Here is a 14,880-nt window from a genome sequence, read left to right as displayed (position 1 = left end):
TTAATAGTATAAAAACTCAGTCATTAATTTGACTGAGTTTTTATGTTTTAATATATTTGGAACAAAATTTGTATTCCTCTAATCAATAATAGAAAAAGTAAATTATGAAAAAGTTCGTACTCTTCTTAATATTGATTCCCCTTTTTAGTTTTGACAAGCGTAATGATGATGCATTTGGTCCAGGTGAGTGGTTTAAATTCCGTATTCACTATGGTTTTGTCAATGCGGGTTATGCTACCCTAGAAGTTAAAGAAGCTGTCATTGATAGTAAAAAAGTTTTTCATGTTATAGGAAAGGGGTATACTACAGGAATGTCTCGATTTTTTTTCAAAGTAGATGATTTGTATGAAAGTTACATTGATAAAGAAACAGGAAGCCCCTATCAATTTGTGAGAAAAATTGACGAAGGAGGCTATACCAAAAACCAAGAAGGTTTTTTTAATCAGTCTGCCAATAAGATTACAGTTAAAGATTATAAAAACAGAAGTGAAAAAACCTTTGTGATTCCTGATAAAACACAGGATATCTTATCTTCTTTTTATTATTTAAGAAATCACCCGAGCATAGATAAAATGAAAATCGGGGAATCTATCTCTATTGATATGTTTTTTGACGATGAAACCACAAAATTTAAGTTAAAGTATATAGGTCGTGAAGATATTACCACTAAATTTGGCGTCGTTCCTTCAATGATATTTAGACCATTAGTGCAATCGGGTCGTGTTTTTAAGGAACAAGAGAGTTTAACCGTCTGGATTTCAGATGATGACAATAGATTGCCTGTTCGAATAAAAGCAAGTTTAGCAGTGGGGTCAATAAAAGCAGATTTGGATGCGTTTAAAGGACTGAGCAATCCATTTAAAATAAAAATGTAATGAACATTAATGAGAGTACGAGCGATATTTTAAAGAATATTGAATTAAAATATGATGCTATTGATTTAAAAACGGATACACAACTCGAGGGACTGCTTTGGTCAAAACCAATTACCTATTGGGATTATATGCAAACAGATGCTTTGCTGAATTTGCAAATTCAAAGAACTGTATTGCCTGATGAAATGGTTTTTATTCTTTATCATCAAGTAAATGAGTTAACCTTTAAGATGATTCTTTGGGAGATTGATCAAATCGCGAGTACACAGGATATTCAAGCCACATTTTTTGCCGAAAGATTGACAAGGATTAGTCGTTATTTTGATATGTTAACCACTTCGTTTAACATTATGGAAAACGGAATGGAAATCGATCAATACATGAAATTTCGAAACACACTTACTCCAGCCAGTGGATTCCAAAGTGCACAATACCGATTAATAGAATTTGCTACTACAGATTTAGTAAATTTAGTAGATTATAGATACAGAAAAACTATCGATGCGGCTACCTCAATTGAAGAGGTTTTCGAAAAACTATATTGGCAAGCGGCTGGTAAAGATCATAAAACAGGAAAGAAATCATATACTTTAGAAGCGTTTGAGAAAAAGTATAAGGCTACTTTTATGACTTTTATGGAAGAACATAAAAGCTGTAATATTTGGCGAAAATTCAAAGAGCTTTCAGACGAAGACCAAAAATCAACTGAGTTAGTAGAAGCCATGAGACAATTGGATTACACTATTAATATCACTTGGGTAATGCAGCATTTGCGAGTGGCTATAAAATACATTGATCAAAGTGGTCAAGGCAACGGTGAGGCTACTGGTGGAAGTGATTGGAGAAAATACATGCATCCTCAATACCAAAAAAGAATATTTTTCCCAGAATTATGGTCTGATGAAGAATTAGATAATTGGGGAAAAGAGAAATAAATAAATCGTAAAAAAAAAGGAATTTTAGTTTGAAGCAAATCGCATTAACCATCATCGTACTAGTTAGTCTGTTTTCATGTAATAAAGTAGAAAAAAAGACTGAAGCAGTTAAAGTAGAAAAAATTAAAAAAGCAGATCGTTCTGATTTTGGTTTTAACTATGATGATTTTAATGTAGTTCAAGATACAGTTAAAAAAGGCGATACATTTGGAACGATTATCGAAAAACAAAACATTGGCGATAGAAAAGTATATGAAATTGTTCAAAGTGTAAAGGATACTTTTGATGTGAGAGTCATTCGTCCTAATAGAGCTTATACGATGTTGCGTTCTAAGGATAAAACGAATAAACTTCAGGTTTTTGTGTATCAGCCAGATGCTTTGAATTATTATATTTTTGATTTTCGAGATTCTACTATTGTAGCATATAAAAAAACAAGACCGATTACCCTCAAGAGACGTGCCATAGGAGGTGTGCTGAAAGGGTCTTTGTCTGAAACGTTAGATAAATCAGGAGTTGATGCGGGATTAGCGAGTCAGATTACCAAAATCTATTCGTGGACTATTGACTTTTTTAAATTAAAAAAAGGAGATCGTTTTGGAATTGTTTTTAAAGAGCGATATATCAATGACTCTATTTATGATGGAGTGGAAGAACTAGAGGCTAGTTTTTTCGAATACAAAGGAAAGATAAATTATGCCTTTCCATTTGTCAAAGATGCTTCCACTGGGAAAATCGATTATTATGATGATGAGGGGAAAACCTTAAAGAATTTCTTTTTGAAAACTCCTATTAAGTTTAGTAGACTTACCTCTCGCTTTACAATGAATCGTTTTCATCCCGTACAAAAACGTTGGAAAGCCCATAAAGGAACAGATTATGCTGCGCCTACAGGAACACCAATTACGACAACTGCTTCTGGTGTAGTCGAAATGACGGGTTATACGGCTGGAAACGGTAATTATGTGAAGGTAAAACATAATAGCACCTATTCTACTCAATATTTACATATGTCAAAAATATTAGTTCGAAGAGGTCAACGTGTTAATCAAGGAGATGCGATAGGAAGAGTAGGGAGTACTGGTTTGGCAACAGGTCCTCATGTATGCTATCGTTTTTGGAAAAACGGTGTGCAAGTGGATCCATTGGGGTTGAATTTGCCTACTGGAGAGTCATTGTCGGGTGCTAATAAAGGACGTTTTTTTGCTGGAATTGAACCTTTGAAAAGGGAGTTAGATAGTATAGGAAATTTGTAGGTAGAGTATACTTATTGTAAAAATCCGTTAGAAAATGAGAATCAGTATTTAATAAATAGCGATTCTCATTTTTTTTATTCATAGCTTTTAAAATGTTATTTAATTTAAAAGCATTTATCTATTAAAAGGAATTTCAGTATTTTTACGGTCAATAAAAAAACTTGAACTAAAAATTAAATGGCATTAAAGACAATTAACCCAACAGAGACCACTTCTTGGACTAAGCTCCAAAAACACTATGAGGCAATACGTAATATTTCTATGCAAGAAATGTTTAAAGAAGATGCTTCAAGAACAGATAATTTTAACATCAAATGGAATGATTTCTTGATTGATTATTCAAAGAATAATATCAATGCAGAGACTATGACTTTGTTGCAAGAATTAGCCAATGAAGTAGGATTGAAAACGGCTATTGCTGATTATTTTGGCGGTGAAATCATCAATAAAACTGAAAATAGAGCAGTGCTTCATACTGCTTTAAGGGCAAAAGAAACTGAAGTTGTAAATGTAAACGGCGTAAATGTAATTCCTGAAGTTTACGAAGTGAAAGCTAAAATCAAAGCGTTTACTAATGAAGTAGTTTCGGGTGCTCGCAAGGGTTATACTGGAAAAGCTTTTACTGATGTGGTAAACATTGGTATTGGTGGTTCAGACTTAGGGCCGGCTATGGTTGTTGAAGCTTTGCAGTTTTACAAAAATGATTTGAATGTACATTTTGTTTCCAATGTTGATGGAGATCATGTAAACGAAATCATCAAAAAATTAAATCCAGAAACTACCCTTTTTGTAATTGTTTCAAAAACATTTACAACTCAAGAAACGCTTACGAATTCAGAAACCATCAGAAAATGGTTTTTAAATTCAGCTACTCAAGAAGATGTGGCTAAGCATTTCGTTGCGGTTTCTACTAATATGCAAAAAGTAACGGAGTTCGGTATCAATCCAGATAATGTTTTTCCAATGTGGGACTGGGTTGGAGGTCGTTTTTCTTTATGGAGTGCGGTAGGTTTAACAATCAGTTTAGCTGTAGGTTATGATAATTACGAGCAATTATTGAATGGAGCTAACGAAATGGATACCCATTTCAAAACAGCTGACTTTGATAAAAATGCTCCTGTAATATTAGCTTTGTTGAGTGTTTGGTATAATAATTTCTTTGGAGCTGAAAGTGAAGCTTTGATTCCTTATACACAATATTTGCAAAAATTAGCCCCTTACTTACAGCAAGGAACTATGGAAAGTAATGGTAAAAGTGTAGGTAGAGATGGGAAGCCTGTAGATTATCAAACAGGAACCATTATTTGGGGTGAGCCAGGAACAAATTCGCAACACGCGTTTTTTCAATTAATTCACCAAGGTACTAAGTTGATTCCATCTGATTTTATCGGTTTCGTAAAACCTCTTTATGGAGACGAAGGACATCATGATAAACTAATGTCAAATTTCTTTGCGCAAACCGAAGCCTTATTGCACGGGAAAACGGCTGAACAAGTGCAAGCTGAGTTTGATAAACAAGGATTAGATGCTGCTACTGCAAGTTATTTGTTGCCTTTCAAAGTATTTACAGGTAACAAACCAACAAATACAATCTTAATTGATAAATTGACTCCAAAAACACTAGGGTCAATGATTGCGATGTACGAGCACAAAATTTTTGTACAAGGAATTATTTGGAATATCTTTAGTTTTGACCAGTGGGGAGTAGAGTTAGGAAAGCAATTAGCTAATTCTATTTTGGATGAAATCAATACTAAAACAGTTAAAACTCATGATAGTTCGACTTCGTTTTTGTTAAACTATTTTTTGAAAAATAAATAAAAAACAATTTGGCTTCAGTTTAAAAGAAGTTAAAAAAGTCTTAAGCCTTAACTCTATTAGGAGTTAGGGCTTTTTTTTATGACTATTTTGTTTATATTTGTTTTAAAAAAATAAATATTTATGTACGAGTTTATTCAGAAATTCCACTCAGGTTGGGCTTATATGGCTCTTTTGTTATTGATTATTGCAGTTGCTAATGCAGCTATAGGATTGTTAGGTGATAAAGAATTTACACCAAAAGATCGAAAAATTGCAATCATGGGATTGATAGGAACTCATACACAATTATTGATAGGATTGATTTTATATTTTGTCTCGCCTTTGGGGCTTTCTTCATTAGGACAAATGAGCGATAAAATTTTGCGATTAACATCATTAGAACATCCGCTTATTAACATCATTGCAATCACTCTGATTACCATTGGATGGTCTAAACATAAAAAACTAACTACTAGTAAATCTAAATTTAAAACTTTCTCTGTGTATTATGGAGTAGGTTTGTTGCTTATTTTGAGTAGGTTACCTTGGGGGCTTTGGCTGTAACAAGGTAAGAACTCTGTCTTTCTTAGAGAGTTCTTGTAATGAGGTATGGTTTTTGTAAAATAGTTTACAACCCAAAAATTCAAAATGAGAAAATCGATAACATTATTTTTTTTAGTAGCTGTTATAGGACTTGCGACCTGTCAAAGTTCTATTGTAGAGAAATTGAAATCTTCTTTGCTAAAAACAACAGTTACTAAAGATACTGTTAGAACGAATAAAGATACTGTTCGAACTGAAAAATTAAAATTGAAGTTCTACAAGAAGGATGCTAATGCTTCTTATTATGCGGATAAGTTTAATGGAAAGAAAACCGCTAGTGGAGAAAAATTTGATAATAATTCTTATACTGCGGCTCATCGTAAATTCCCATTTGGAACCAAATTAAAAGTGACTAATCAAGCCAGTGGAAAGTCCATCATTGTTGAGGTGACTGATAGAGGTCCTTTCTCTAGAGGGCGTGAAATTGATTTAACCAAACGCGGTTTTATGGAAATCGCAAAAAACAAAGGTATCGGTGTAATGGTTGTTACCATTGAAGAAGTGGTAAATTAATTACCATTTAACAAACGGATTTTGACTCAAATACGAGTTGTAATACCGTTTGTCGTTTGTTACTTCTTCTCCTAGCCAATCCGGTTTTTCAAAAGATTCATTCTCTGATTTTAGCTCAATTTCAGCCATAACCAAGCCTTCATTTTCTCCGTAAAATTCATCTACTTCAAAAACGTGTTGGTTTTGTTTAACCTCAAATCGCGTTTTGTCAATAATTCCTTTTTCGCATAATAACAGCAGTTTTTCAGCTTCGTCTACAGGAATTTCTTTTTCCCATTCAAATCGTGACATTCCAGTTGCGTTTGAGGCTCCTTTTATGGTCAAGAATGCCTTATCTTCTTTAATGCGGATTCTAACCGTTCTTTCAGGAACAGAGCTCAAATAGCCTTGTTTAATGCGTTTTTTTGAAAAAGCACTTTCTTTATAAGAAGTAGATGTTACTAGAAATTTACGTTCTATTTCAATCATAGGTATCATGGTTTGAGACCGCAAATTACTTCATTTTTTCTAAATCTATACAAAGTTCTTTTTAAGAAGCTATTCCAGTCGTACGCTATAGCCCTCTTCAAAAAGCTTTTTTTACTAGGTCGTTACAGGAGCTTCCTCCGGTCGCTCTGTAACTTCCGTAAAAATCAGCTTTTTTTCATCGGGGCTGCCGCTTCCACCTGGGCTATAGTGCTAGCGATGGTATATTTTAAATTTTTCAGTTTTTTTGCTTTTAGTGAGTAAAAAATCTGTTCGAATCTGTTTAATCCGTGTCATCTGTGTTTCATTCTAGGGGATCTAATTAATTATTTTGGCAATAATTTTAAGTTAATTTCCTTCTTCACACCCTATTCCTAATTAAATTTGTAACATGGATCAACCAATAGCAAATCGGAAAATTATTCACATTGATATGGATGCTTTTTTTGCATCTGTAGAGCAATTGGATAATCCTGATTTAAGAGGCAAAGCCATTGCTGTTGGAGGTGCTGAAAATCGTGGAGTAGTATCTGCTGCCAGTTATGAAGCAAGGAAATTTGGAGTTCGTTCTGCTATTAGTGGCGTTTTAGCTAAAAAGTACTGTCCCGAATTGATTTTTGTGCGTCCTCGTTTTGAGCGATACAAAGAAATTTCGAAGAAAATCCATGCCATATTTAAGGAATACACAGATATGATTGAGCCTTTGTCACTTGACGAAGCGTATCTTGATGTGACGCAAAATAAAAAAGGAAATCCTAGTGCAAGTATGTTGGCTGAGGAAATCAGAACCCGAATATTTAATGAAGTAGGACTAACTGCTTCGGCAGGAATTTCAGTGAATAAATTTGTTGCCAAAATAGCCAGTGATTATAACAAACCCAATGGCCAAAAAACCGTTAATCCTGATGAGGTAGAAACTTTTTTAGAAGTGCTTCCTATTCGAAAATTCTACGGAGTAGGAAAGGTAACAACCGAAAAAATGTACCAACTCGGTATTTTCACAGGAGCCGACTTAAAGTCGAAATCCTTAGAATTTCTGGAAAGTCATTTTGGCAAATCAGGTACTTATTATTACTATGTGGTGAGAGGGATTCACAACAGCGAAGTCAAGTCCAATAGAATATCAAAATCAGTCGCTGCTGAGCATACTTTTGAGACCAATCTTTCTTCGGAAGTATTTATGTTGGAACAACTGGATAAAATCGCTGTTTCGTTAGAAAAACGATTAAAAAAGAACCAGGTTTCGGGCAAAACCGTTACACTCAAAATTAAATACAGTGATTTCACCCAACAAACAAGGAGTAAAACCTTGCCTTATTTTATAGCTGATAAAGGGTTGATTTTGGAGGCTGTAAAGGAATTGTTGTACCAAGAGCGAATGAAAGACTCTGTTCGTTTATTAGGTATCTCAATGAGCAATCTAAATACCGAAGTCAAAAAAGCAGTAGTGGCAGTGCAATTGAAATTCAATTTCTAGTTTTTACCGCAAAGTTTTTTTACCGCTATGGCGCTATGGCGCAAAGTTTTTTTTTATTTCTAAAATCTGTGTTCCAAAATTTAGTGATGTACTTAATAAAAGAACCCCTTCCAGCAAGGAAGGAGTTCTGAATATTGTATAAATTTATCAAATAGATGTTTGTTTCTATAAAAAGACACAAAGCAATTTACGCAAGTAATGTTCGCATTGTCTCCCTCTCCTTAGGAGAGGGCCGGGGAGAGGATATTTAGTCTTTACTCGATAGTTTCGAAAGCAATCTCAAGAACTCAATATATAACCAAACTAGTGTAATCATTAAGCCCATTGCGCCAAACCATTCCATGTATTTAGGCATTTTTTCTTGAACTCCTTTTTCGATTCTGTCAAAATCTAAGAAGATGTTCAATGCGGCGATGATAATTACAAAAACGCTGATTCCGATGCTCATCATGGAATTGCCGTAATGTACCGGTTGAAAGCTGGTAAACATAGAAACCAACCAAGAGATAAGGTAGTAAGTGGCAATAGCAAAAGTTGCCGCTAAAACAACCGACTTGAATTGCTCAGTTACTTTTACAATTTTGTATTTGTATAAGCCTAAACAAACTAAGAAAGTGGCAAATGTAGCTCCAACGGCTTGAATGACAATGCCTGGATATTGCGCTTCAAAAATAGCGGATATTCCACCGATAAATAAACCTTCAAATAAGGCGTATCCAGGAGCTAAATAACCAGAGTATTGAGGTTTGAACGCTGCAATAACTACTAGAACCAGTCCAATAATAGCGCCGCCAATTGCTGGTAAAAGAGGGTTCATTCCGTTGAATGCCATCCACCAGATCACCATAGCTGAAGCAGTTAATAATAAAAATAATAATGCAGTTTTATTGATAGTCCCAGAAATGCTCATTTGTTGGTCGTAATCAATAACTGTAGCATTGTGTACTTGTTCAGCTCTTGTGGTGGCCGAAAAAGATTTATTGTTTAAAAACGGGTTTCTTGATTTAAAATTCATTGTATAAATTATTTAATGACCTCAAATATAATCTAAAAAAATGGAGCTTCAAAAAAGGGTAGTGCAAATAATAATTAAAAAAAAGTTAAACACGGATTTCACGAATTTTCACAAATTTGATTATTGAGAAAATTAATTACTCTAATTTTATTTGTCTTAGATAGATTCTTGTATTTTAAAAATATTATTTTCCGAGTATTTAAATCACCATCAAATTACAACCTCTTATATCGCTATTGTCAAAACGGCCCAATACCTCGAACGAGTTATTAGGGTATTTTTTGCCTAAATCTTGGGTGGCGATAAAGGCGCAGGAATTGATGTTGGCTAAGTCAATAACATTGATTCCGCCAGTTTTGCCAGTTTTAATATAGGAAAGGGCATCCTCAGTATCGCGAACAAGGATTTGCATCCAAGCGGGACATTCAAATATGCCGTTTCCAAGAGAATAAGCTTGTGAAAGTAGTTCTGTCATACCGTACTCAGAATGGATGGCATTTACTCCAAAACCTTCGCAAAGTTGTTGGTGTAATTCTTCTCGAATCATTTCTTTGCGTTTGCCTTTCATACCTCCAGTTTCCATGATGATGGTGTTTTGAAGTTTGAATTGGTGTTTCTCAATTAAATCGAGTAGGGCGTACGTTACTCCAATCAGAATTACATTTTGTCCCGATTCGTCAAGTGTAATTAGGTTTTTGATCAATTCGTCATGATTGTGTAGGTAAAACCCACTTTCAGGACGATTGCTGCGCTGAATCAAATCATCAACCATGTGTATTAATGACGAGCCTTCGCGTTCTAAGTAAGAAGGAAGTAATGCTAGTATGACATAGTCTTCGATATTGCCATAAAATTCAGAAAATGCTTTTTGGTAACTCTCTTCGTAAATGGATACATCGGTAACAAGATGCTTACTGGTAATCATTCCAGTAGTTCCGCTACTAGTGAAAGTAGTTTCAATAGGATTAGTATTACTTACAACTTCGTGACTTTTGAAAAACTGAATAGGTAAAAACGGAATTTGTTGTAGTGATTTTACTTTTTGAACATCGGTTTTTAAATGTTTACAAAATTCTTGATATACTTGATTGTTTTCGTATTGATAACGAAAGGTTTTTAAAGCGATTTTTTCAAATTGCTTTTGAGAAGAAATCGTAAATATATCAGTAGTTGTAATCAAGTTTTTTATGCAAAAATACTAAATTGAAATAAAAAAGCTCCAAGAATAAGTTGGAGCATTTTTTAATATATTTTTAGTAATTATTATCGTACTATTAATTTTCTTGTGGCTGAAGCACTATCTTCAATTATTTTGATAATATAAACTCCAGGTGATAAACTTGAAACATTTAGCTCTCTTCCGCTAAGTTGAGTTTGTAGTATTTTTTTTCCAAGTAAATCAAAAATGATGATTTCTTTATTAGAGTCATTTTTAGTTGAAATAGATACTTTGCCACTATTCACAGGGTTTGGGTACAAGTTTAAGCCCTCAATAGTGGAGCTTTCTTGAGTTTTTGGCAATTGTTTTGAATCCTGAGCTTTTACGCTAAAGGAACCAAGAAACGCCATTAAGAGAATAATATAAAAGTAGTTTTTTGCCATCGCATCTATTTGTACTAGGTAAATGTAGAAAAAAAATTGTTATAAACAAAAAAACCTCTCGATTTCGAGAGGTTTTTGTAATCTGTTTTTATTAGGAATTATTTTGTCCAGTCTGCCCAAGTAGGTAGAGTAGCACCGTTTCCAGCTCCAGTTTGATTAGTTACATAAGCAGCAGTAGTATTGTTTGCAGTAACAAAGTTTACTCCGTTTACTTTGAAATCTCCTGCAGCAATTCTAGCTGTAGCTCCTGAATTTGTGTCTAATTTAGCAAATACTGGAATCCCGTCAACAAATAAGTTTGTGTAAGTTTGTTTTCCACCACCTTCTTTAAAGTTGATTGCTTTTTCAGAAGCTGTAAATTTAGCAGCTGATCCTTTTACAATTGAGATGTTAGAGATTTTAGCATCAGTCATTGGTAAAGCGATATCGTTTTGACCATTGTTAGATCCTTCAACTCCTCCATAAGATACACCATTGATGTAAACATTTGTAATTGTTCCGATGTATCCATCAGCGAAATCCAATGAATCATCATAAGAATTTACAAGTACTAAATTAGAAGCATTTACTGCACCACCAAAGAACTCTACTGCATCATCACCACTTTCAAAAGTATAGATGTTAGATACTTCAGTTCCTCTACCTACTCCAAAGAAAGAAACACCGTTGTATTCTTTACTGTCACTAAATTTAGATCCAGTGTAAGAAATCTTCAAATAGTTGATTTTCCCAGATGAATCATCGTTATTGTTTCCTCCGTACAATAATCCACCTACTTCAGATGTTCCATTGTCACCAGTGTTTACTTTTGCATCTCCACAGATAATTAAACCACCCCAGTTTCCTTCAGTAGGTACATCTTTTCCTGATGTCATTACTACAGGTTTAGCAGCTGTACCGTTGATGAAGATTTTTGCACCTCTTTCTACAGCAATAAATAAAGTTTTAGCTTTTTCAGTGTCAGCTGTTGGGTCAGATTTAATTATTGTTCCAGCAGGAATTACTAATGAAGCTCCAGATCTAACGATTAATCCACCTGTTAATGTGTAGGTTTTTGTACCGTCTAAAGTTACAGTTTCTTTGTTTGTAATCTCACCTTTTAAATCATTCACTTTTAAATCAAAAGCAGTTGAAGAAGTTGTTTCTGTATTATTATCACTAGTACAGCTTGTAAATGCAATGGTTGCTACCGTTAAAATTGCTAAAATTGATTTTTTCATTTTTTCTTTAATTTTGTTTATGTTTTTTAACACCACAAAGAAACATAGTTATAGTTTTTATGAGGTTAAGCGATTATTACTTTGCTGTTAAGGATTTCAGTTTTTTAAAATTTTTCATTAACGTTAAATTTACACCTGTTTTTAAGGCATAAAAAAATGGGGAGTTGATTATCAACTCCCCATTTTTGTACTTGTTATTTTATGACGTTATTAGAATTTGTATTTTAAAGATAAACTTAAGTTTGAACCTATTTTGTAAGAGCTAGCTAGTACATCAGCTGTTTTTATTACTGGAGCTTGGCTTTGGTCTGTAAATCTTTTGTAAACTGGATTTAATATGTTTTTATATGACAAACCTAGATTTAGTTTTTTAGTCAGATTAGATTTTATAATAAAGTCTAATCTTCCAATTGATTTATCGATCAGGTTTCCTCTTTCGGATGTACCTATTACGGCTAGTTTGTCTGAAACATATGCATAGGTTAAAGTTGCAGTAAGATCTTTGTCGTTTTTAAATTCTTTAGTGTACGATATGTCGGTATTCACTAAGAAATCAGCTGCACCTGAAAGATTTGAGTTTTTATAAGTGAAGTTAGCACCAAAACCATTTTCTTTTAATACTTTGTCATTGCTTAGATCCATATTTTGGTACATGTAAGAACCGTTAAAGCCAAAAGCTAATTTTTGTTTTAAATTATTAGCATCAATGTTTTCAAAAATATTCTTTCTAAATTCTAATTCAATTCCAGCTACTACGGCTTTCTCTCCTGTATTTGCCCAAGTAATGTTACCTGAAGAAGAGTTAGTGAACATTTCGTTAATTGGATTTTGTATTAATTTTCCAAAAGCTGTTACCGAAAGAATTTCGTCATTACTAGGGTATAATTCCCAGCTTAAATCGGCATTGTAATTAGTAGAGGCATACAGCTTATCGTTACCTTCATAACTTTGTCCTACTTCTTGAAACAGGATTTTTACTTTTTCTTTAAATTGAGGTAAAGTATAGGTATTACTTGCTGCAAATTTTAAATTTTGTTTGTCATTTAACTTATACTTAGCAATGATACTTGGTAGAAACTTTACTGGTGAATAAGTGCTTCCTGTTCCGTCAGGTGCATCTAGACTTACGTAGTATACATATTGTTCAATTTGTTCAAATCGACCTCCTAAGATGATAGAAAGTTTTTCGGTGAAATCATATTGTACATTTCCGTAAAGAGCATGAATATTCAAGTGTCCATTGTAAAATTGAGTTAATTTACTTGAACTATCTCCGCTTGTAAAGTCAAAATTACTCGCATTCAAGTATAAATCAGTATTATTGAATCCCTCTTTTGTGAAAAGAGTTTTATTTGTCACTGGAAAAAAGGAGTATTGTTGAGAATTAAAATTAACATCTTTCAATTTGCCTGAATAACCTAATGTGGCTTTTCCTTTAAATGAATCATCAGTTGTTTTAGAGAAGTTGTACGTTCCTGAAACGTTTGCTGACCATTCTTTTTCTTTCAAGCTTTGAAAATAACGGTGGTTGTTTATACTTGAGTTTTTGAAGAAAGTATAATCCGTAGATCCGTCACTTGAGGGAACAAAAGTGTTTTGCATACGGTCAGGAATAGTGTTGTCAAGGATTGTATAGCCTAACGCCCAGTTTGTATTGAATTTTTCGTTGTATTTGTGTTTTCCTAATAATTGATTTACAATTAACTGTGTTTTGTTAAAAGTACCACGTTTAATAAAACCAATTTGGTCTAATCCTGGGAATTCAATGTTGAATCCTTCGTATTCACTGTAATCTTGTGAAGTTGAGTTTAAAAATAAAGAAGTGTAAAGGATTGAGTTGTTATTGTTGATTTTATAATCAGCGGTTCCCATCACAGTTGAGTTGGTGTTGTATTCAAATGTTTTTCTAAAGTAATCAGTATTGGCAGCACCTTGAGCCGTGATTGTTGTTCTGTAAATACCTTCGTTATATTTGTTATCAGCATCAAATCCGGCAGTTATGAAAGTACCAATACTACCATTTTCACCTACGTTAAATTTTTTTCCTGCTGATAAAGAAAGGCTATTGTTTAAAGTGTTTTTTCGTTCTTTTCTATCCCAGCTAGTACTAAAATTATATGGTAACAAAGGATTGTTTGGAGCAGATATTTTGTTGAAACCAAGGTAGGAAGGTCCATCTTGTAAGTAGAAGTTGTCTAGTTTTGCTACATTAGTATTTGATCCAACTCCTACACCAACTTGTATAAATGAAGCTCCATTCATTTTTTTAGATATAATATCAACATTAGCTCCTCCAAAGTCAGCATAATTTTGAGATTCAAATGTTTTACTAATTCCTACGGATTCAACAATATCTGTTGAGAATATATCTAAAAGGATGTTTTTATTTTTTGGGTTGTTAGATGGTAATGGCAATCCATTTAAGGTTGTTACATTATAGCGATCTCCTAGTCCTCTAACAAAAACACTTCCTGAGCCTTCTTGTTTTGTTACTCCACTTACTTTAGTTACTGCTGATGCGACGTCACTAACCCCTTTTCGAGATAATTCCTGTGCTCCAATAGATTGTTTGATTTCAACGGCATTTTTTTGATTTAATAGTAGAGCTGTTTCTTTTTCTCTATTTACTTTAGTGGTAATAATAACATCTTCTAGTTTATATCCGCCAGCTGAAAGTGCTTTATTGATAATTATTGTTTTATCTGCAACTACTGTTACAGGGACCTCTAAAGGTTCGTACCCTACAAAGCTAAATTGAATAATATAGTTTCCAGGTAAAACAGATAAAGTGTATTTACCGTCTATATCTGTAGTTGTATTTGCTTTTGTTCCTTTTAGAACTACGTTTGCAAAAGGTAAAGTTTCATTGTTTGACTCTTTATCAGTAAGTACTCCAGTAATGGTGCCTTTGCTTTGTGCGAATGAAAGTGTACAGATGAAAAATGTTAAAATGAATAATTTAAGTTTCATAGTTTTATTAAATTTTTTGCAAAGTAACGGGCTTATTGTAAAGTTGAAGTTAATCAGTTGTTACGATTACGTTCGTTAAATATTAACAAAAGGTTATCATATTAAATTAGCGTAAATCCGTCTTTACCACGATTATTTTATTGTTATAT

The 14,880-nt window shown here is 33.4% G+C and carries 13 protein-coding genes; 7 read left to right on the top strand and 6 right to left on the bottom strand.

Going from position 1 to position 14,880, the window contains the following annotated elements:
- The first annotated feature begins 104 nt into the window (after positions 1-104).
- From SLW70_RS02705 to SLW70_RS02680, 6 genes are all read left to right on the top strand, one after another.
- Positions 105-875 carry a DUF3108 domain-containing protein gene (locus tag SLW70_RS02705; protein WP_320890438.1) on the top strand — a complete coding sequence of 257 codons (771 nt, stop codon included), beginning with the start codon at positions 105-107 and terminating at the stop codon, positions 873-875.
- Positions 875-1,810 carry a tryptophan 2,3-dioxygenase family protein gene (locus SLW70_RS02700; protein WP_320890437.1) on the top strand — a complete coding sequence of 312 codons (936 nt, stop codon included), beginning with the start codon at positions 875-877 and terminating at the stop codon, positions 1,808-1,810. The genes SLW70_RS02705 and SLW70_RS02700 overlap by 1 nt, the downstream gene beginning before the upstream one ends.
- A 29-nt stretch (positions 1,811-1,839) precedes the next feature.
- Positions 1,840-3,066, top strand: coding sequence for a peptidoglycan DD-metalloendopeptidase family protein (locus tag SLW70_RS02695; protein ID WP_320890436.1), 1,227 nt, complete (start codon positions 1,840-1,842; stop codon positions 3,064-3,066).
- Positions 3,067-3,243: 177 nt separating this feature from the next.
- A complete protein-coding gene (pgi, locus tag SLW70_RS02690) occupies positions 3,244-4,887 on the top strand; it encodes a glucose-6-phosphate isomerase (protein WP_320890435.1) in 1,644 nt (547 codons plus the stop codon).
- A 120-nt stretch (positions 4,888-5,007) separates the two neighbouring features.
- On the top strand, positions 5,008-5,430 hold the full coding sequence (locus SLW70_RS02685) for a hypothetical protein (protein ID WP_320890434.1): 423 nt from the start codon (positions 5,008-5,010) through the stop codon (positions 5,428-5,430).
- Between the two features lie 84 nt (positions 5,431-5,514).
- Positions 5,515-5,982, top strand: coding sequence for a septal ring lytic transglycosylase RlpA family protein (locus tag SLW70_RS02680; protein ID WP_320890433.1), 468 nt, complete (start codon positions 5,515-5,517; stop codon positions 5,980-5,982).
- Here SLW70_RS02680 and SLW70_RS02675 read toward each other — a convergent pair whose 3' ends face one another.
- Positions 5,983-6,450 carry a CYTH domain-containing protein gene (locus SLW70_RS02675; RefSeq protein ID WP_320890431.1) on the bottom strand — a complete coding sequence of 156 codons (468 nt, stop codon included), beginning with the start codon at positions 6,448-6,450 and terminating at the stop codon, positions 5,983-5,985. It lies immediately after the preceding gene.
- A gap of 388 nt (positions 6,451-6,838) precedes the next feature.
- On the opposite strand from SLW70_RS02675, the gene dinB reads away from it, so the two are divergent.
- On the top strand, positions 6,839-7,924 hold the full coding sequence (dinB, locus tag SLW70_RS02670; protein ID WP_320890430.1) for a DNA polymerase IV: 1,086 nt from the start codon (positions 6,839-6,841) through the stop codon (positions 7,922-7,924).
- 247 nt (positions 7,925-8,171) lie between these two features.
- On the opposite strand, the gene SLW70_RS02665 is transcribed toward dinB, so the two are convergent.
- The 5 genes from SLW70_RS02665 to SLW70_RS02645 all read right to left on the bottom strand — a co-directional run bounded on the left by SLW70_RS02665 (position 8,172) and on the right by SLW70_RS02645 (position 14,731).
- Positions 8,172-8,939, bottom strand: a complete 768-nt coding sequence (locus SLW70_RS02665) for a Bax inhibitor-1/YccA family protein (RefSeq protein ID WP_320890429.1) — start codon at positions 8,937-8,939, stop codon at positions 8,172-8,174.
- Positions 8,940-9,138: 199 nt separating this feature from the next.
- A complete protein-coding gene (locus SLW70_RS02660) occupies positions 9,139-10,119 on the bottom strand; it encodes an acyl transferase (RefSeq protein ID WP_320890428.1) in 981 nt (326 codons plus the stop codon).
- 83 nt (positions 10,120-10,202) lie between these two features.
- Positions 10,203-10,541, bottom strand: a complete 339-nt coding sequence (locus tag SLW70_RS02655) for a T9SS type A sorting domain-containing protein (RefSeq protein WP_320890426.1) — start codon at positions 10,539-10,541, stop codon at positions 10,203-10,205.
- Positions 10,542-10,639: 98 nt separating this feature from the next.
- Positions 10,640-11,761 (bottom strand): hypothetical protein, encoded by a 1,122-nt coding sequence (locus tag SLW70_RS02650; RefSeq protein ID WP_320890425.1) that lies wholly within the window; start codon positions 11,759-11,761, stop codon positions 10,640-10,642.
- A gap of 210 nt (positions 11,762-11,971) precedes the next feature.
- Positions 11,972-14,731 (bottom strand): TonB-dependent receptor, encoded by a 2,760-nt coding sequence (locus SLW70_RS02645; protein WP_320890424.1) that lies wholly within the window; start codon positions 14,729-14,731, stop codon positions 11,972-11,974.
- Positions 14,732-14,880 lie beyond the last annotated feature (149 nt).

The sequence above is a fragment of the Flavobacterium sp. NG2 genome (assembly GCF_034119845.1).
Taxonomy (GTDB): Bacteria; Bacteroidota; Bacteroidia; order Flavobacteriales; family Flavobacteriaceae; genus Flavobacterium.
Note: the sequence above shows the minus strand (reverse complement) of the source record. Positions and strands in the feature narration are given on the sequence as shown.

Coding starts and splice junctions, on each gene's coding strand:
- SLW70_RS02665 (WP_320890429.1), bottom strand. CDS start 8,939: ATGAATTTTAAATCAAGAAACCCGTTTTTAAACAATAAATCTTTTTCG.
- SLW70_RS02700 (WP_320890437.1), top strand. CDS start 875: ATGAACATTAATGAGAGTACGAGCGATATTTTAAAGAATATTGAATTA.
- SLW70_RS02705 (WP_320890438.1), top strand. CDS start 105: ATGAAAAAGTTCGTACTCTTCTTAATATTGATTCCCCTTTTTAGTTTT.
- SLW70_RS02675 (WP_320890431.1), bottom strand. CDS start 6,450: ATGATTGAAATAGAACGTAAATTTCTAGTAACATCTACTTCTTATAAA.
- SLW70_RS02655 (WP_320890426.1), bottom strand. CDS start 10,541: ATGGCAAAAAACTACTTTTATATTATTCTCTTAATGGCGTTTCTTGGT.
- pgi (WP_320890435.1), top strand. CDS start 3,244: ATGGCATTAAAGACAATTAACCCAACAGAGACCACTTCTTGGACTAAG.
- dinB (WP_320890430.1), top strand. CDS start 6,839: ATGGATCAACCAATAGCAAATCGGAAAATTATTCACATTGATATGGAT.
- SLW70_RS02680 (WP_320890433.1), top strand. CDS start 5,515: ATGAGAAAATCGATAACATTATTTTTTTTAGTAGCTGTTATAGGACTT.
- SLW70_RS02650 (WP_320890425.1), bottom strand. CDS start 11,761: ATGAAAAAATCAATTTTAGCAATTTTAACGGTAGCAACCATTGCATTT.
- SLW70_RS02685 (WP_320890434.1), top strand. CDS start 5,008: ATGTACGAGTTTATTCAGAAATTCCACTCAGGTTGGGCTTATATGGCT.
- SLW70_RS02645 (WP_320890424.1), bottom strand. CDS start 14,731: ATGAAACTTAAATTATTCATTTTAACATTTTTCATCTGTACACTTTCA.